Annotated in this window: 10 protein-coding genes and 1 CRISPR repeat array; of the genes, 5 read left to right on the top strand and 5 right to left on the bottom strand. The window is 66.3% G+C overall.

What is annotated here, in order from left to right; translation table 11 throughout:
* The first annotated feature begins 78 nt into the window (after nucleotides 1–78).
* On the top strand, nucleotides 79–933 hold the full coding sequence (gene pdxY, locus BMX93_RS10010; RefSeq protein ID WP_091970647.1) for a pyridoxal kinase PdxY: 855 nt from the start codon (nucleotides 79–81) through the stop codon (nucleotides 931–933).
* Between the two features lie 3 nt (nucleotides 934–936).
* Here pdxY and BMX93_RS10005 read toward each other — a convergent pair whose 3' ends face one another.
* Nucleotides 937–2,472 carry a helix-turn-helix domain-containing protein gene (locus BMX93_RS10005; protein WP_091970645.1) on the bottom strand — a complete coding sequence of 512 codons (1,536 nt, stop codon included), beginning with the start codon at nucleotides 2,470–2,472 and terminating at the stop codon, nucleotides 937–939.
* A 136-nt stretch (nucleotides 2,473–2,608) separates the two neighbouring features.
* On the opposite strand from BMX93_RS10005, the gene lpdA reads away from it, so the two are divergent.
* On the top strand, nucleotides 2,609–4,009 hold the full coding sequence (lpdA, locus tag BMX93_RS10000) for a dihydrolipoyl dehydrogenase (protein ID WP_091970710.1): 1,401 nt from the start codon (nucleotides 2,609–2,611) through the stop codon (nucleotides 4,007–4,009).
* 85 nt (nucleotides 4,010–4,094) lie between these two features.
* Here lpdA and BMX93_RS09995 read toward each other — a convergent pair whose 3' ends face one another.
* The 4 genes from BMX93_RS09995 to BMX93_RS09980 all read right to left on the bottom strand — a co-directional run bounded on the left by BMX93_RS09995 (nucleotide 4,095) and on the right by BMX93_RS09980 (nucleotide 7,602).
* Nucleotides 4,095–5,399, bottom strand: coding sequence for a chloride channel protein (locus tag BMX93_RS09995; RefSeq protein ID WP_091970644.1), 1,305 nt, complete (start codon nucleotides 5,397–5,399; stop codon nucleotides 4,095–4,097).
* A 45-nt stretch (nucleotides 5,400–5,444) separates the two neighbouring features.
* Entirely contained in the window at nucleotides 5,445–6,230 is a 786-nt protein-coding gene (locus tag BMX93_RS09990; protein ID WP_177170178.1) for a 2,3-bisphosphoglycerate-dependent phosphoglycerate mutase, read from the bottom strand.
* Nucleotides 6,217–6,636, bottom strand: coding sequence for a PTS sugar transporter subunit IIA (locus BMX93_RS09985; protein ID WP_177170177.1), 420 nt, complete (start codon nucleotides 6,634–6,636; stop codon nucleotides 6,217–6,219). Before BMX93_RS09985 ends, BMX93_RS09990 begins: the two co-directional genes overlap by 14 nt.
* Before the next feature lie 204 nt (nucleotides 6,637–6,840).
* Nucleotides 6,841–7,602, bottom strand: coding sequence for a fructosamine kinase family protein (locus BMX93_RS09980; protein ID WP_177170176.1), 762 nt, complete (start codon nucleotides 7,600–7,602; stop codon nucleotides 6,841–6,843).
* Between the two features lie 247 nt (nucleotides 7,603–7,849).
* Between BMX93_RS09980 and BMX93_RS09975 the strand changes: the two genes are divergently transcribed.
* From BMX93_RS09975 to BMX93_RS09965, 3 genes are all read left to right on the top strand, one after another.
* Nucleotides 7,850–9,616 carry an alpha/beta hydrolase gene (locus BMX93_RS09975; protein WP_091970639.1) on the top strand — a complete coding sequence of 589 codons (1,767 nt, stop codon included), beginning with the start codon at nucleotides 7,850–7,852 and terminating at the stop codon, nucleotides 9,614–9,616.
* Nucleotides 9,617–9,789: 173 nt separating this feature from the next.
* A complete protein-coding gene (locus tag BMX93_RS09970; protein ID WP_177170175.1) occupies nucleotides 9,790–10,410 on the top strand; it encodes an HAD-IA family hydrolase in 621 nt (206 codons plus the stop codon).
* A gap of 52 nt (nucleotides 10,411–10,462) precedes the next feature.
* Nucleotides 10,463–11,113 carry a heme utilization protein gene (locus BMX93_RS09965; RefSeq protein WP_143052881.1) on the top strand — a complete coding sequence of 217 codons (651 nt, stop codon included), beginning with the start codon at nucleotides 10,463–10,465 and terminating at the stop codon, nucleotides 11,111–11,113.
* Nucleotides 11,114–11,741: 628 nt separating this feature from the next.
* A CRISPR array of direct repeats spans nucleotides 11,742–17,632; the repeat unit is 28 nt; unit sequence GTCTTCCCCGCGAATGCGGGGGTGAGCC.
* Between the last annotated feature and the right edge of the window lie 130 nt (nucleotides 17,633–17,762).

Raw genomic sequence — 17,762 nt, 5'->3', positions numbered from 1 at the left:
AACCGGGAGGCTGGGGGGCAGGCCAGGGGCCAGGTGCACGCAGGGTCGGATCCGGGCAGACGGTGGCACAATGCCGCAATGGCCCAGATCGTGTCGATCCAGTCCGCGGTGAGCTATGGCTTCGTAGGGAACTCCGCCGCAACCTTCGCGCTGCGCCGAATGGGCATCGACTGCTGGCCCGTGCCCACGGTGGCCTTGTCGAATCACAACGGCTACCCCACCGTGCACGGCATCCAGCTGTCCCCCCGCCAGGTCGAGGACATCGTCGCTGGCCTGGACGAGCGGGGAGTGCTCGGCTCGGTGGATGCGCTGCTCACCGGATACCTGCCTGACGAGGCGATGGGGAGGGCCGTGCTGCGCATCGCCCAGCTGGTGCGGCGCCGCAACCCGGCGGCGCGAATCTGCTGCGATCCGGTCATGGGGGAGCGTTCCGGGGGTCTGTACTGCCAGGCAAACCTGCCGGCATTCTTCGCCGGGCACTTGGTGCCCAGCTGCTGGTTGGCGACTCCGAACCTGTTCGAATTGGAGACCCTCACCGGATGCTCCACCAGCCACCTCGATGAGGTGGTGGCCGCCGCACGCCAGCTGCTGGACCGCGGTCCCGAGGTGGTGCTGGTGACATCTGTCGAGGCAGCGGAGGTGACCTCGACTGGCGTCGCCATGATCGCTGTGACGCCGGCGGGCGCCTGGTATGTCCAGACGCCGCGTCAGCCAGGCAGTTTCAGCGGCTGCGGGGACCTCACGGCCGCTGTCTTCCTTGCCCGGCTGCTGGAGCGAGACACCGTGGCCGAGGCCTTGGCCTTCACCGCCGGTGCCGTGCATGCAGTGCTGTCGGGAACCGCGGGTAGAGGTGGTGGCGAGCTGGCCCTGGTGGCTCACCAGGACGAGCTCGTGCGTCCCCCGCAGACCTTCCGCGCAACACGAATTGCGTGAGGCTCACTCGTAGAAGGGCTCCACATGAGCTCCCAGCGCGTTGAGTCGGGTGGGCAGGTCCTCGTAGCCGCGATTGATCACGTAGACATCGCGCAGCACGCTCGTTCCCTTGCCCGCCAGCATGGCCAGCAGGACGCAGACGGCCGGACGGAGCGCCGGAGGGGAGACCATGTCGCGGCTGCGCCATCCCGTCGGCCCGGAGATGATGAGCCGGTGCGGGTCAAGTAACTGCACTCGCGCGCCCAGCTGGTTGAGCAACAGCAGGTGGATGGCCCGATTGTCGTAGACCCAGTCGTGAATCATCGTCTGGCCGTCGGCCGTGGCGGCCAGCACTGCGAAGAAGGGCAGATTGTCGATGTTCAGCCCGGGGAAGGGCATGGGATGGATCTTGTCCTTGGGAGCCCGCAGCTCACTGGGATGCACAGTGATGTCGACCAGGCGGGTGAGCCCGTTCCCGGAACGGTATTCCTCGCTCAGGTCGTAGTGGAGTCCCATCTCCTCGCCGAGGATGGCCAACTCGATCTCGAGGAACTCGATGGGGGCCCGGGTGATCGTCAGCTCGGATGTCGTCACGACAGCGGCCGTGATGAGGCTCATGGCCTCGATGGGATCCTCGCTGACCTCGTAGGAGACATCGATGTCGGGGGCCTCGTCCAAGCCGCGCACCGTCAAGGTGGTGGTGCCGACCCCGTCGATCTGCACCCCCAGGAGCATGAGGAAGGCGCACAGGTCCTGCACCATGTAGTTGGGACTGGCATTGCGTATCACCGTGACGCCCGGCGCGATGGCCGCGGCCATGAGGGTGTTCTCGGTGACGGTGTCGCCGCGCTCGGTGAGCACGATGTGACGCCGCTGGGTGCTGACCGAGCTGACCTTCACGTGGTAGTGCCCATCGCCGGCATGGACGCTCAGCCCGAAGTGGCTCAGCGAGTGCATGTGAGGCTCCACCGTACGGACCCCCAGATTGCAGCCTCCGGCGTAGGGCAGCTTGAAGTCCGTGAAGAAACGGCTCAGCGGGCCCATGAACATGATGATGGAGCGGGTGCGGCGGGCTGCCTCGACGTCGAGGGTGTCCAGACTCAGGCTCTCAGGGCGGTGTAGCGTGAGATCCTTGCCGTCGGCCGACCACTGCGTCTCGACGCCGATGCTCGTGAGCACCTCGAGGAGCCGGTTGACCTCCTCGATGTGGGCGATTCCCTTGAGCACCGTGCGACCGCGGTTGAGCAGGCTCGCGCACAGCAGGGCGACCGCGGCATTCTTGCTGGAACGGGTCTCGATCGACCCCGCGAGTCGGGTCCCACCCTCGATCCTCAGGTTCAAGGTTCCGGATTTCCCTGCGACGATGAGCGGGGATTCCAACGCGGCGGCGATCTTGTTGATCGTCTCCAGGGAGAGATTCTGCCCTCCGGATTCGATGCGATGGATTGCACTTTGACTGGTGCTGAGTTCCTCGGCGAGCTGGTTCTGGGTCAGCCCGCGCTGCTTGCGCGCATCGCGGATGAGACGGCCGATGCTGGCCGGAGTGGTCTGTTGCGTCACGCAGATACTCTAACTCACATGTGAGATATCCAAGGGCGACACGCCCGGATCATGCCTGTGGTGAGGCTCGCGCTCAGAGCATAACGCGGTGCGCGGGCCGCCCTGGGCGTCAGCGCGATCCTCTACAGTGACCGTCATGAGCGCTCACTTTGACGTCGTTGTTCTCGGAGCCGGGCCCGGTGGCTACGTTGCCGCAATCAGGGCCGCCCAACGTGGTCTCAAGACCGCCGTGGTGGAGAAGAAGTGGTGGGGGGGAGTGTGCCTCAATGTCGGATGCATCCCCACCAAGTCACTCATCCGCAACGCGGAAATCGCCCACATTCTCACCAAGCAGGCCGACACCTTCGGAATCGAGGGTGAATTCCGGCTGGACTACGCCAAGGCATACCAGCGCAGCCGCCAGGTGAGCGACAAGATGGTCAAGGGCGTCCACTACCTCATGAAGAAGAACAAGATCACCGAGATCAATGGCTGGGGCACCTTCACCGATGCCAGAACCCTGACCGTCGCCGCCGACGATGGCAACACGCAGAACATCACCTTCGAGAACGCCATCATCGCCGCTGGTGCCACCGTGAAACTGCTTCCAGGTACCGCCAAGTCCGCCAATGTGCTCAGCTACGAAGAGCTCATCCTGTCCGAGCAGCTGCCCTCTTCGATCATCATCGGCGGTTCGGGAGCGATCGGCACTGAGTTCGCGTTCGTCCTCGCCAACTACGGCGTTGACGTAACGATCGTGGAATTCCTCGACAGGATGGTCCCCAACGAGGATCCCGAGGTCAGCAAGGAACTGGCCGCCGCCTACAAGAAGCTCGGGGTGAAGGTACTCACCTCGACGGCTGTCACCTCGGTGGTCGACACCGGGAACGGTGTCGACGTCACCGTTGCCCCCGCCGGGGGCGGCGAGGAGCAGGTGCTGCACGCCGACAAGATGCTGCAGGCCCTGGGCTTCGCACCACGGACCCAGGGCTACGGGCTGGAGAACACCGGAGTAGCGCTCACCGAGCGCGGTGCGATCGAGATCGATGGGCAGTGCCGCACCAATGTGCCGGGGCTGTACGCAATCGGGGACTGCACAGCCAAGATGATGCTCGCGCACACCGCCGAGGCCATGGGGGTGGTGGCGGCCGAGAAGATCGCCGGGAACGACCCCGAGCCCGTCGACTACACGATGATCCCGCGCGCCACCTACAGCGAGCCCCAGATCGCCAGCTTCGGGCTCACCGAGCAGCAGGCCAGGGACGCTGGCTACCAGGTGAAGACTTCGAAGTTCCCCTTCTCGGCCAACGGCAAGGCAGTCGGGATGGCCGCGTCGAGCGGGTTCGTGAAGATCGTGGCGGACTCGCGCTACAACGAGATCCTCGGCGCGCACATGATCGGCGAGGGCGTCACGGAGCTGCTGCCCGAGCTGGTGCTGGCCCAGAAGTGGGATCTCACGACGGCCGAGATCGCGGAGAGCGTGCACGCCCATCCCACCTTGTCAGAAGCCCTCAAGGAGGCAGCGGAGGGCATCGAAGGGCATATGACCAATCTCTGATCCCCGGTGAGCCCAGGCACGGCGGACCCAGGCACGGCGGGCATGCTCGATGCTCGCGTCCCGGCCAGCTCGCTGGTGCCGCGTCCTAGCCAGAGCTCGAGTCCGGGCTGTCTCTGGACGATCCCGTCCTGGAGCGTCCGGCGGGGCTGAGGAGCCGAGCACACCAGGTGATCGCGACGCCGAGCCCGATTGCCAGGCACAGCTGGGGTGGGGCCTGCACAAGACCCATGACGAAGGTGGCCGCGAAGACCGGGTGCGCTTCCGTCACGGACAGAACGCAGGCCGCCCCCACGAGAGCGGCCGTGCAGACCTGGGAGCCGGTGGCGCCGGTGAACTTTGCAAGCGCCGCCCCGAGGGTCGCTCCTACGGCCAGCGAGGGTGTCAGGAGGCCTCCTGTGGCACCGCAGCGAAAGCTGAGGAGGGTGGCGAACACCTTGGCCAGGCACAGCATGGCAAGGGTGGCCGCAGGCAGACCCCCCACCAGGGTGGCCTGTACCAGCACTTGGCCGTTGCCGGCGATGCGTGGTTCCCACAGCGCCAGGCCAGCCACGGTGAGCGTGCCGAGCGGCATCGACCACCACAGGTGCGCTGTCAACGCGGTGTGGCTGCGGGCCCACCGCAATGCCCGGCGCAACGGCACCGCGGCCGCCAGTGCCACGATCCCCATGGCGACGGCCCAGCCATAGCCCCTCACGTCCAGCTCGTCAGGCGGAAGGCGGTACATCGGCGTGTTGCGGTTGAACAGCCATGCGGTCACGGTCGACAGCAGTGCCACGACGGTTGAGACGACGACCTTGGACCAGCCGGCTCGGGTTCGCAGATCTGGGCGGATCACGAATTCCAGGGCGTACACCAAACCGGCCAGCGGCACGTTGTACACCGCGGCAAGACCTGCCCCGCCGGCGGAGGCGATCATCACGCGGCGCGTCTCGACATCCAGTCCGCACCTGTCGGCCAGGCCCTGGCCCAGCAGCGCCGCGAACCGGCGGGGTGCCGCCTCACGGCCCAAGGACATTCCGGAGCCGACGATGAGCAGTTGACCCAGGCCGTCAGCGATGGTTCCGCCGACCGGAAGCCATCGTCGGCCCTGGACACCACGTGCCGCCACCTGGCGAACCGTGGGCAGGAAGCCTCTGGGACGAGGCCGCAGCCGCGTCCACAGGATGCCGCAGATGCCCCCGGCCACCAGCGCCGCTGCCAGCCGCCGCCACCACGGCGCGGCCGCCACGCCGCTGGCCGAATGGCTGAACTCGAATCCGAATGCTGCCGCCTCGATGCCTCTGCTGATCTGGCTGACAGCGACACCCAACATCCCCGACGCGATGCCCGCGGCGACCATAGTGGCCACGAGCATGACGCGGGGGTGACGCCAGGCGGGCTGGGAGTTCACTGCGGCCCGCGGTTCCTGGCCGATCGGCTGGGGTGGCCGGATGCTTCAGGTGCCACCTTCAGCCTCCACTCGTGCCGCCTCGATGGTCGCGGTCGCGGGGTCCAGGTAGCGCCCGAAGCGGTTCCTGGGCTGCAGGTCTCCGGGCTCGTCGAACTCATAGACCAGGGGCTGAGCAGCGGGAATGTTGAAGCCCTCGACCTCCTCGTCGCTCAACCGGCCGATCAGCAGGCTCAGAGCACGCAGCGAATTGCCGTGCGCAACGATGGTGATGAGGCTGTCTGGTCGGGCCCACATCGAGTGCGACACATCGGCCCAAAGCCAGCGGACCCGCTCGACGACATCGGCCAGGCACTCACTGGAGCCCGGCACGAGCGGGCCGAGGTCAACAGTGGGGATATGGGGCCAGCCGCTGCGCTGCTCCTCGCTGGCTGGCGGAGGAGCTCCGTGCATGGTGCGGCGCCACGCGAAGAAGGCGGCATCGCCCCATCGCTGGCGGCATTCGTGCTTCGAGACGCCGGTCATGCAGCCGTAGTCCCGCTCGGCCAGCCGCCAGGAGGTCTCGATCGGCACGCGCGGGGCAAGGAGCTGCTGCAGCCCGGCCGCGGTGTCGTGGGCCCGCTGCAGCGGGGAGCTGATGATCCTGGAGGGGTGGAGATGTGCCTGGGCAATCAGTCCCGCTGCCGTCGCGATCTGCTGGCGACCGCGGACGGACAGCGGTGCGTCGAGCAGGCCCGTGAAGACCTTGGTGGCATTGAACGTGCTCTCACCGTGGCGGATGAGCACGATCCGAGCGGCGGGCCGACGATCGGGCATGCCGTCAGCTGAGCTCATCGGGGGCATCGGGCGGAGCGAGCGGGGTGAGGAGCGCTCGCACGCTCGACCGGCCGGCCTGAATCGCCGTGCGAACGATATGAGCGACGTTCGCGTTCTGCTTGGCTCGGCTCGCCGCATCGATCACCATGGGGAGATTGACGCCAGTCACCACATCGCAGCTGCTCAGCGCGACGCAACAGTGGGTTGCGGCGTTGTAGGGGCTTCCGCCGAGCATGTCGACGAGGAAGACCACGTCGCTGGCTTCGCCCATCGCGGCCCGGCACTTCTCGTAGAGCTCCTGCGGTTGCTCGTCGAGCTCGAAGTCGACGGCGATGAGTTCGGGGTCGGATCCGACGATCATGGCTGTTGCCTTCACCAACGCACTGGCCAGCTGCCCGTGTGCCGCGACAATGACACGTACCACGAAACCCCCTCGTTCTCGGAAGACTGCCCGAGGCATTCTATCGTCTGCTGCACGGCCATCGCGCCTCGCGCGGCGGCGATCGGCGCAGGCCGGGTTGCAGCCCCCATTAGCTTGTTGGCAAGGTCTTTCAGTATCGGCGCGGTGCCAGATGGGTACGGTGCCAGATGGGTGGTGACTCCCCCCAGCCTCCCGCATCCACGCCGGTCAGCCGGCGAAGATGCGGGCCGCCCCGAGCGCCTGGTCGGCGTAGCCGGCGCCGAACAGCACGGTGTGCACCAGGAGCGGATGAACTTGGTGCAGGGCCACGAGCTGATGCCAGTGACGCGCAGCTGGTTGCTCGGCGCTGTAGCCCCTCCAGACGGCCTCCAGATGGGCAAAACCGAACAGTTCGAGCATCGCCAGATCGGTGAGCGGGTGGCCACCGTGCGCCGCTGGATCGATGAGCGTCACCCCGTCGGCCGTGTACAGGGCATTACCGGCCCACAAGTCTCCATGCAGCCGGGCGGGAGGCAGGTCGTCGTCGAAGTCGCCCGCGGTGAGGCGTTCACACAGCCGGTCGAAAGTCTTGCTGTCACCCGCCGCGAACAGGCCGGCCTCCCGTGCTCGGCGCACATAGGGCGCGACCCGCGCCTCGGCATAGAACTGGCCCCAGTGTGAGTACTGCCCCAGCGGCAGGTCGGCCTCTCCGATCCAGCCGGGGCGCTCCTGTGGCCAGCCATCCGGGCCGGTTCCGAATGCTCGGGCTCCGGCGGCGTGCATCCGGGCCAGGAGTCTCCCGAATTCCTCGGCGGCCTGGCGGGTGGGAGGCACGGTGATGAGTCGCCGCTCGCGCAGTGCGCGCTCGTCGTGGTCGAAGACTTCGACAATGGGCACGGCGCGAGCCCGAGCCAGCCACGCGAGGCCAAGCACCTCCCAGCGGATCTTGTCGGGGTGCGGATGGGGGAGTCTCTTCACGAAACTGTCCATACCCCCATACTCGCGCCGCCCCGATACTCGCGTCCTGAGGGTGCGCACGGACATCGACGCTGGTCATCATGATCTGTGCTGGTTTTCGAGCTGACCTGGACTTCTTGACTGAACTCCTTGAGATGCGCAGCACAATGGAGGCGCGGGGGAGGGGGCTTGAGTGGCGGAGGCCATTGACGTTGAGCCAGACACCGGTGAGCTCGCTTCGCCGCAGCCAAACGGGAGCTCCAGTTCCACAGGAGAGTCTTTGGGCAGCCAGGTGAGCGGCGCCGATGCTGCGGATGCCCTGAGTGCCGCCGCCAGGGGGCGTCGTGAGGATGCCGCAGCCCAGCTGAGCTTGCGTGGGCACGGGCCTACGGTGATGGGACTGTCGGGGACGGGACTCACTTTGGCCCTGGCCATGTCGTGGGTGGCACTGTCGCCGAGCCTGCTGCCGCGCAGCGGCTGGGCGACAGCTGGCTCGGTTGGCCTGTCAATGGCCTTTGGCTACCTGGTGGGGACTCTGGCCCAGCGAATGTGGGTGCGGATCAGCCGAGTGCTCACCCTTGTCGTGACGATCGATCCACGATGGGGCCGGGGGCTTCGGACGGCGTGGTTCGCGGTGCTCGCTGGCGGAACGCTGCTGTCGTGGGTGCTCAACTATCGCCGCCAGATTGATCTGCAGGAGCTCGTCGCGGTGCGGGCAGCCCCATTCGTCGTCCAGCTCCTGGGACTCGTCCTGGGCGTGGCGATCTTCGCTTTCTTGTTGGGAACGGGCACGCTCATTGCGGCTACGTGGCGCTGGACGACCAGGAGACTGTCGCGGATCTTCACGGAGTGGGTGGCACCGTTCCTTGCCACTGCACTGATCGTCGGGCTGGCCGTGGCCGTGGGCCAGGGCGTCATCATCCGGCCTGTCGTGGAATCGGTGTACAGCTCGGCGGCCGCGGTGAACAAGCGCCCGTGGTCAAATCGCGTCGCACCGACACAGACGACTCGCTCGGGAGGGCCGGGCTCCAACGAGGCATGGGACACGCTTGGCGCCCAGGGCCAGGCAGTCGTGTCCGACGGACCCCGGGCCGCCGAGATCAGCCGGGTCAGCGGCGCGCCGGCCATGGAACCGATCAGGGTCTACGCCGGGCTGCGGGACGGTCGGGACCTTTCGGCCACTGCCGAGGCGGTCGTCCGTGAACTGGATCGAACCAACGCCTGGGCGAGACGTTATCTGCTCGTGGCAACGGGGGTCGGCGCCGGATGGGTGGACGAGTGGAGCCTGGAGTCGATTGAATACCTCACGGGAGGCAATTGCGCCTCGGCCTCGATGCAGTACTCCTATCTGCCCAGCGGGGCGGCTTACATCCTTGACCGGACGGGACCTGCGCAGGCCGGCTTGGCGCTGTGGAAGGCAGTGAAGCAACGGTGGAATGAGCTTCCGGCCGATCGGCGTCCGAAACTGCTGGCCGGGGGAGAATCGCTGGGGTCCTATGGCGGGCAGGGTGCCTTTTCGAGCCCGCAGGATCTCCTCGACCAAGTGTCGGGGGCGGTGTGGGTGGGCACGCCAGGGTTCACCCCCTTGTGGAGACAGTTCGTCGCCGAGCGCCGAGAAGGCTCACCTGAGATCGCGCCGGTCATCGACAACGGGCGTCATGTGCGTTTCATCACGACTCCCGACGAACTCGATCATGACTTCTACGGCGGGACCTACGAGCCCTGGCAGTACCCACGGGTCGTGTATCTGCAGCACGCGTCCGATCCCGTGGTGTGGTGGTCACCCGAACTTATCTGGAAGGAACCGGACTGGATGCGCGAGGCTGTCGGCCGGGATGTGGCGGCCGGGGTGCGCTGGATGCCGTGGGTGTCGTTCTGGCAGATCGGCTTCGACGTGCCAGCTGCCCTGGATGCGCCGCCCGGGCACGGACATCAATACAGTTCCGAGGTGGTGCCGGTATGGAATGCGGTGCTCGGTTACCCAGTGGACGCCGCGCAGGTGACGAGGATCCAGGCGGCCATTGCGGCCAATGAGAAGCCACGATGAGGCTCTCTTGCCCCTCTCGGTTGAGCCTCGGTCCGGATGACCGATAATGCACATTATGTCAGAATGGACTGGCCTGGAGTCCTCAACTGCGCTTGCTCGACGGTCATCGGCCTGGCCAGCGCGATCTGTCAGTCCCACTGGATGGGTGGCGTGTTGATCGCTACAGTCGGACCGTGACGGACGGCAGTTCCACTGAATCACCCATCGTCGTGTTCGATCTTGGCGAAGTGCTGTCGACTCCTTCGGGGCTCATTGAGCGCCTCGCGGGTATCGTGCAGCGCGACACCGAACGTTTCGCCACCGCCTACTGGCAGGGCCGGGATCCATATGACCGCGGCGAGTCGCCCCAGGCTTATTGGCGCGGGGTGCTCGACCGACTCGACATCGGGCCGGTTCCCGAGAGCCTGATTACCGAGTTGTCCGACGTGGACTCGGCGGTGTGGTCGACCATTCGTCCCGCGGCCTCGCAGATACTCGAGGACCTGCACAACTGCGGCCGGAAGGTCGCCATCTTGTCGAATGCGCCCACTCCTCTGTCCCGAGTGGCCAGGACAACTGAGTGGGCTGCGTTCGTCGATTGGTGGTTCTTCTCGGCGGAGCTGGCCATGGCCAAGCCCGATGCCGAGATCTACCGGGAAGTGAGCACTCGGCTTTCGGTGGACCCCGGCCGGCTCGTGTACTTCGATGACCGCCAGGGCAATGTGGACGCGGCGCGTGCACTCGGCTGGCGCGCTTTTTTGTGGCGTTCCGATTCGGACACCCGCGCGGTACTGACGAGCTTGGCGCTGTTGTGACTCTCCAGCGCTGTTTTTCGTGCCGGTGCATGTCATATCCCAAGGAGTGGGCATGAAAGACATTCGTTACGGAATATACCTTCGTCCGGATCCGCGCACTTGCTGGGTTCAGGCGCAACTGAATGTGTTGCTATATCAGCAATTCGGCGTGGTCTCTGCTGCTGCCTTTCCGCCCCATGCCACCCTGGTAGGCAATCTCAAAACCGAAGCGACCCCCGACGAGCTCGTTGAGCGCGTGGGCGACGCATTGAGAGGCGTCTGCGCATTTCCGGTTTTCAACAAGGGGATCGAGCGTAGTCGGTCAGCCTTCGTGTTCAATGTGAACGAGAACGGTCAGGGCGGTCGCAACGAGCCCTTTGCCCGACTGGCTGCCGACATGAAAGCTGCGCTGTTGCCGGTGTCGCTGCCAATTGACGATTTCCTGGTGACTCCTCTCAAGGATTATGAGTTCAAGGGACATCTCTCGTTGGTCTCCCACGACCTCATGGTCGACGATTCCCGGGCCGCCGAGATCGGCGAGTTCCTCGAGGAACTGCACGTCGAGTATCCTCCCATGTCCATGGGCAATGTGGTAATGCTCTACGAGACCACAACCGATGACTGGCGTGGGCACTGGTGGACAAGTCTGCAGTGCCACCACCTCCGCTCGTGGACGCTGCCGAATGAATTTGTCGAGGAATCGGCAGAGCCGCACGTCGTGTGAAGTAGACCGGTCCCCAGCTATCTGCGCACCTGTTTTCCGAGATTTGGCCAAGTCTTCATCTGTCTTCGCTGGGACCTTTTGGCTCGTGCTGTTTGGTTTTCCGAACCACTTTGATGAAGCCGCTGGAGCCACGAGGCCTGCTGCGCTGGCCAGACACCCACCGCCAAGCCGACTGGGGCGTCCGTAGCCCGGTAATGGACGGGACTCGCATAGTGGGCTCCACTCCCCCGGCGGTGAGGCACTTCCCCCGGCGACTTCTTTGCTGTGCAGCCCCTTGGTTGTCGCCGATAAGTGTCCTTACCCAAGCGGCCCACTGAAGGATGACCATTGGCGGTATCCCGGCCCTCTGGCCGTTGTTCCAGGGGTGGCAACACTTCAACGCAGGGCGCGATTGAAGCTCGCCGCCTGTAAAGCAACGGCTCGCTCCCCCACCTCATTGGGCATCCGGTTGCTGGTGATGGAGCTCTCCGGTTGTCGCCCGATCCGGAGAGCTCCCGACGTCATGTGGGATAGCCGCGGACCCAGCGATCCTGCCCCCGCGAGCTCCATCCCAGCTGCAAGGCGCCAGGGGGAGGCGGAGTATGCTTCTATCTAGGCTCGGCAAGCACGACACACCTAGTCACTAGGTGTCTTCCCCGCGAATGCGGGGGTGAGCCCCGATCATCGTTGCTACTGTGGTTGCCGAAGCCGTCTTCCCCGCGAATGCGGGGGTGAGCCTACCCGTCGAATCGGACAGATTCATACGGTATAGTCTTCCCCGCGAATGCGGGGGTGAGCCGGATCGCCTTGATCACCGGCATCAGGAGGCTGAGTCTTCCCCGCGAATGCGGGGGTGAGCCTTCGAAGGCGGTCTATGCGGCGCAGCTGGAGGGGTCTTCCCCGCGAATGCGGGGGTGAGCCGTGTCCCACACGAGTGGTGCCACGAGCCCGACCGTCTTCCCCGCGAATGCGGGGGTGAGCCCCGGATCGTCGGGAGAGGATGAAGCATCCCACGGTCTTCCCCGCGAATGCGGGGGTGAGCCCGTGGATTCTCCTGAGGAAGGTCAAGTCCTCGGGTCTTCCCCGCGAATGCGGGGGTGAGCCCCGTCCGACCGCGCCAGCAGCCCGCCTGACCCGGTCTTCCCCGCGAATGCGGGGGTGAGCCTATGCTCTGAACTGTTCCGGAACAGAATACGCCGTCTTCCCCGCGAATGCGGGGGTGAGCCCTCTCTTGAAAGGGGCCATTGTGGCCAAGACTAGTCTTCCCCGCGAATGCGGGGGTGAGCCCGCAGAGATGGCGCTTCAGTACCCGGGGAGCGAGTCTTCCCCGCGAATGCGGGGGTGAGCCTCGCATGGGCACTCCACCTCCCATTCGAAGACCGTCTTCCCCGCGAATGCGGGGGTGAGCCCGCGCATGGCTCGCCGCCGGGGCGGCCGTCGCCGTCTTCCCCGCGAATGCGGGGGTGAGCCCGGCGCGGCGGGCTTCGCGGAGCTTGCGTTTGCGTCTTCCCCGCGAATGCGGGGGTGAGCCCCGGTCAATGTTGAGGGGTGGTGGGGGGGTGTTGTCTTCCCCGCGAATGCGGGGGTGAGCCTGCCTACCGGGGTGACAATATCTGGGAGGATGTGTCTTCCCCGCGAATGCGGGGGTGAGCCGATCGGAGGCGAAGATATCTGCCCTGGCGGCCGGTCTTCCCCGCGAATGCGGGGGTGAGCCCAGCCCGCCTTGTCGGCGAGTGCCCGCACCGTGGTCTTCCCCGCGAATGCGGGGGTGAGCCCACCAGCCATTCCGCCATCACGGAGCGGTACCGGTCTTCCCCGCGAATGCGGGGGTGAGCCCGTCTGCACGTCGTCGGGGGTGAACCACGATGAGTCTTCCCCGCGAATGCGGGGGTGAGCCCCGGCTCTTCGCGGCACTCCGGCAGCACGGCTAGTCTTCCCCGCGAATGCGGGGGTGAGCCTTGTTCTGGGCCAGGATGAGGGAGTCCTGAGGCGTCTTCCCCGCGAATGCGGGGGTGAGCCGCAGCGCGGCGGCGTGTTCGGCACCGCGCAGCAGTCTTCCCCGCGAATGCGGGGGTGAGCCCTGCACCCTCCCGTGGATCTCGACTACTACCTGGACCGGTCTTCCCCGCGAATGCGGGGGTGAGCCCCAGGGTTCGCCTTCGCGGTTGATGACGCGGACGTCTTCCCCGCGAATGCGGGGGTGAGCCCGTCGACCGCATCGCACGGACCGAATACGCACCGTCTTCCCCGCGAATGCGGGGGTGAGCCCGTCATGGCAGGTGATCTACGGCGACACGGGATGTCTTCCCCGCGAATGCGGGGGTGAGCCCGTCATGGCAGGTGATCTACGGCGACACGGGATGTCTTCCCCGCGAATGCGGGGGTGAGCCCTCCGCCCACAGGCCAGCCGTGACTTCCGCGCCGTCTTCCCCGCGAATGCGGGGGTGAGCCCTCTCCGCCGACATGGCGGACGCGCACAGGGCCGTCTTCCCCGCGAATGCGGGGGTGAGCCCAGTTTCTCGCGACCGTCGCAGGCGAAGGGCGCGTCTTCCCCGCGAATGCGGGGGTGAGCCCATTCGTGCTCGGGAAGCCCGGCCTCGGCAAGTGTCTTCCCCGCGAATGCGGGGGTGAGCCCAACACATACACCTGCGCCGGCTTCAAGACCGCGTCTTCCCCGCGAATGCGGGGGTGAGCCGCCCGAGGTGCTGGCCACGCAGCAACGATTCGAGTCTTCCCCGCGAATGCGGGGGTGAGCCCCCGAGGCTGGATTGCACTGCGCTGCGTCTGACGTCTTCCCCGCGAATGCGGGGGTGAGCCCCACTGCGGCAGTCCCCACGCTGGCGACAGTCTGTCTTCCCCGCGAATGCGGGGGTGAGCCTGTGACGAGCTCGGGCGGCACGATGTTCAAAAAGTCTTCCCCGCGAATGCGGGGGTGAGCCCGGGCCGAACGTTATCGGCACCCAGCCCGGCAGGTCTTCCCCGCGAATGCGGGGGTGAGCCCTGCATGAGTCCCGCCGAAGGATGCCCTGCTTGGTCTTCCCCGCGAATGCGGGGGTGAGCCCGGGCATAGTTCCTACACCCACCCCCTGAAACCGTCTTCCCCGCGAATGCGGGGGTGAGCCCCAGGCGATTACCCCGGCGGACACGCCGGGGTAGTCTTCCCCGCGAATGCGGGGGTGAGCCCCAGGCGATTACCCCGGCGGACACGCCGGGGTAGTCTTCCCCGCGAATGCGGGGGTGAGCCCGTGTGCAGCCCGGTCTGGTCGATCACGAGCCGGTCTTCCCCGCGAATGCGGGGGTGAGCCGTATGGGAATGGTGCCTGGAGTTGGTAGCTGGCGTCTTCCCCGCGAATGCGGGGGTGAGCCTGCGATATCTACTGGCCCGACGGCAGACACGACGTCTTCCCCGCGAATGCGGGGGTGAGCCCAGGAGGCCTCCCAGCGGATTGACTGGCTCAAGGTCTTCCCCGCGAATGCGGGGGTGAGCCGCCGGTCAAGCGCCGCACCGAGAGACTCGTCAAGTCTTCCCCGCGAATGCGGGGGTGAGCCTCGCCCGCGTCCGGTGCACAGCCACAATCACGAGTCTTCCCCGCGAATGCGGGGGTGAGCCCGTGGCCCCTGACGCCACCGACGTCGCACCGCCGTCTTCCCCGCGAATGCGGGGGTGAGCCCTAGGTGATCACCCCGGCGACCGCGCCGGGGTGGTCTTCCCCGCGAATGCGGGGGTGAGCCTTCTAGTTGGCCGACTCAGGATCCCGGTGCTAGGTCTTCCCCGCGAATGCGGGGGTGAGCCCATTGAGGACCTTCATGCACGCGGCGGGCAGATTGTCTTCCCCGCGAATGCGGGGGTGAGCCCGCGACAGCCCACGTGAGGTTGAACGGTGCGGAGTCTTCCCCGCGAATGCGGGGGTGAGCCTCTACTACGAATCTGATGGCTGGCGGGCCTCCAGTCTTCCCCGCGAATGCGGGGGTGAGCCTCGCATACGAGAAAATCTTGTGGATCACGATATGTCTTCCCCGCGAATGCGGGGGTGAGCCGTCTGTCTCTCCCCACCGGTCGCCGGGGAGAGAGTCTTCCCCGCGAATGCGGGGGTGAGCCTTCACGACCGGACGGCCCGAGTTCGTGTAGCGCGTCTTCCCCGCGAATGCGGGGGTGAGCCGGTCTCGGCCAGGCCACCGCTCCGGCGCATGACGTCTTCCCCGCGAATGCGGGGGTGAGCCGTGCTGCGCGGCGGGAGTGAGCGTGCAGAACTGGTCTTCCCCGCGAATGCGGGGGTGAGCCTTTCGGCGCCGGTCCCCTGTCGCGTTTCTGGCAGTCTTCCCCGCGAATGCGGGGGTGAGCCCCCAATACACCAAGCCCGGCGCCGCGACCCACTGTCTTCCCCGCGAATGCGGGGGTGAGCCCTGCACCCTCCCGTGGATCTCGACTACTACCTGGTCTTCCCCGCGAATGCGGGGGTGAGCCCTGTGGGTGGACGAAGACACCCTGTACACCCGAGTCTTCCCCGCGAATGCGGGGGTGAGCCCAATCATCCCCCAAGCAGTCCATTCATCCGATTGTCTTCCCCGCGAATGCGGGGGTGAGCCCGCCCCCAGCCACACGACCGGCGCCTGACGATCGTCTTCCCCGCGAATGCGGGGGTGAGCCTGGATCGCGGCGGCCGTGACGGGCTCGCTGCTGGTCTTCCCCGCGAATGCGGGGGTGAGCCCTTCAACCTTCGGGTCCAACGTGCACACCCAAGGTCTTCCCCGCGAATGCGGGGGTGAGCCCGGGGCCTTCACCCGGCTCGTGCTCGACACCGGGGTCTTCCCCGCGAATGCGGGGGTGAGCCCAACATGATCGGGCAACTGAGGAGATCCGGATTGTCTTCCCCGCGAATGCGGGGGTGAGCCCATTCGGGGCGAAACACACGATAGCAGCCTTCAGTCTTCCCCGCGAATGCGGGGGTGAGCCCCAAACACGCAAAAGAGTGCCCCACGCCAGACCGTCTTCCCCGCGAATGCGGGGGTGAGCCCAATCGTGATCTGGTCAGAAGCCTTAACGGCCAGTCTTCCCCGCGAATGCGGGGGTGAGCCCGAGGCTTCGGGCTCCGCGCCGCCTACGTCTGGGTCTTCCCCGCGAATGCGGGGGTGAGCCCGATTTCCAGCCCGTTGAGCTCCAAGAATGCGAGTCTTCCCCGCGAATGCGGGGGTGAGCCCCGTCCCCGCTTGATACTGACTTGGCGACTGTTGTCTTCCCCGCGAATGCGGGGGTGAGCCCGCAAGGTCGGCTGTCCGTTCTCCCTCCACGTGGTCTTCCCCGCGAATGCGGGGGTGAGCCCTCACGTGAGGGCGTCCCCCACAGTCCGGAGCCGTCTTCCCCGCGAATGCGGGGGTGAGCCGGTCAGTCTGCTGCAGGACCCAGCGGGCCTGGGGTCTTCCCCGCGAATGCGGGGGTGAGCCCGTCAAGCGCGCCCTCACGGTCATCCGCAAGCAGTCTTCCCCGCGAATGCGGGGGTGAGCCCACTTACCAGGGTGACAATATCTGGGAAGATATGTCTTCCCCGCGAATGCGGGGGTGAGCCGCGGTGGCCGCCACGAATTTTCTTTCAGCTCTAGTCTTCCCCGCGAATGCAGGGGTGAGCCCTCGCCCCATAGGCCGGTGCGCCAGTCGGAGACGTCTTCCCCGCGAATGCGGGGGTGAGCCCCTCCTGCCCTTCCTCATCAACGGCTGGTCGGCGTCTTCCCCGCGAATGCGGGGGTGAGCCCAAACAACTCTGCATAGCAGCCGCCAGATACCGGTCTTCCCCGCGAATGCGGGGGTGAGCCCGGTATGTTGAAAAATCAACTTCCACACGGATAGTCTTCCCCGCGAATGCGGGGGTGAGCCGGTACGCGTCACGCTCGCGCCGCCAGCGTCGCGGTCTTCCCCGCGAATGCGGGGGTGAGCCTACACCACAGCGGGTGATGGTGGCGGTGGTGTCGTCTTCCCCGCGAATGCGGGGGTGAGCCTCCTCAAGGCGGCGAAGGTCGATGGGCACAAAAGTCTTCCCCGCGAATGCGGGGGTGAGCCCTGGTGCTTGTCGGCTCACCCCCGAACATTCGGGTCTTCCCCGCGAATGCGGGGGTGAGCCCTGTCAACGTCACGCTGGGACAGCAGAAGAAGGGTCTTCCCCGCGAATGCGGGGGTGAGCCCGGGCGGCTTAGAACCATGAGAGACCTTGGAGAGTCTTCCCCGCGAATGCGGGGGTGAGCCCGCGACAGCCCACGTGAGGTTGAACGGCGCGGAGTCTTCCCCGCGAATGCGGGGGTGAGCCGTATGTGAAAGGCACCCTCTAAAATACTGCCCGGTCTTCCCCGCGAATGCGGGGGTGAGCCGGAAAAATCATGGATCAGATCAGGCACACGCTGGTCTTCCCCGCGAATGCGGGGGTGAGCCCTCATCGCACAAAACGCCATCATCGGACAAGACGTCTTCCCCGCGAATGCGGGGGTGAGCCCCAAGCCGTAGCCGCCGAATGCTGGCGGCAGGGGTCTTCCCCGCGAATGCGGGGGTGAGCCGACGAGTGTGACCGTGAAGGCCCGCCACCGAGAGTGGCTCATCCCAATCGAGGGTGTAGTTGGGGTCTGAATCCGCCTGTCTCGAGCAGGCTTCTGGCGATGTAGTTGGTGAGGTTGCGGAAGCCCAGGG

The organism is Propionibacterium cyclohexanicum, assembly GCF_900111365.1.
Classification (GTDB): domain Bacteria; phylum Actinomycetota; class Actinomycetes; order Propionibacteriales; family Propionibacteriaceae; genus Propionibacterium; species Propionibacterium cyclohexanicum.
Note: the sequence above shows the minus strand (reverse complement) of the source record. Positions and strands in the feature narration are given on the sequence as shown.

Coding starts and splice junctions, on each gene's coding strand:
- pdxY (WP_091970647.1), top strand. CDS start 79: ATGGCCCAGATCGTGTCGATCCAGTCCGCGGTGAGCTATGGCTTCGTA.
- lpdA (WP_091970710.1), top strand. CDS start 2,609: ATGAGCGCTCACTTTGACGTCGTTGTTCTCGGAGCCGGGCCCGGTGGC.
- BMX93_RS09990 (WP_177170178.1), bottom strand. CDS start 6,230: ATGAGCTCAGCTGACGGCATGCCCGATCGTCGGCCCGCCGCTCGGATC.
- BMX93_RS09980 (WP_177170176.1), bottom strand. CDS start 7,602: ATGGACAGTTTCGTGAAGAGACTCCCCCATCCGCACCCCGACAAGATC.
- BMX93_RS09965 (WP_143052881.1), top strand. CDS start 10,463: ATGAAAGACATTCGTTACGGAATATACCTTCGTCCGGATCCGCGCACT.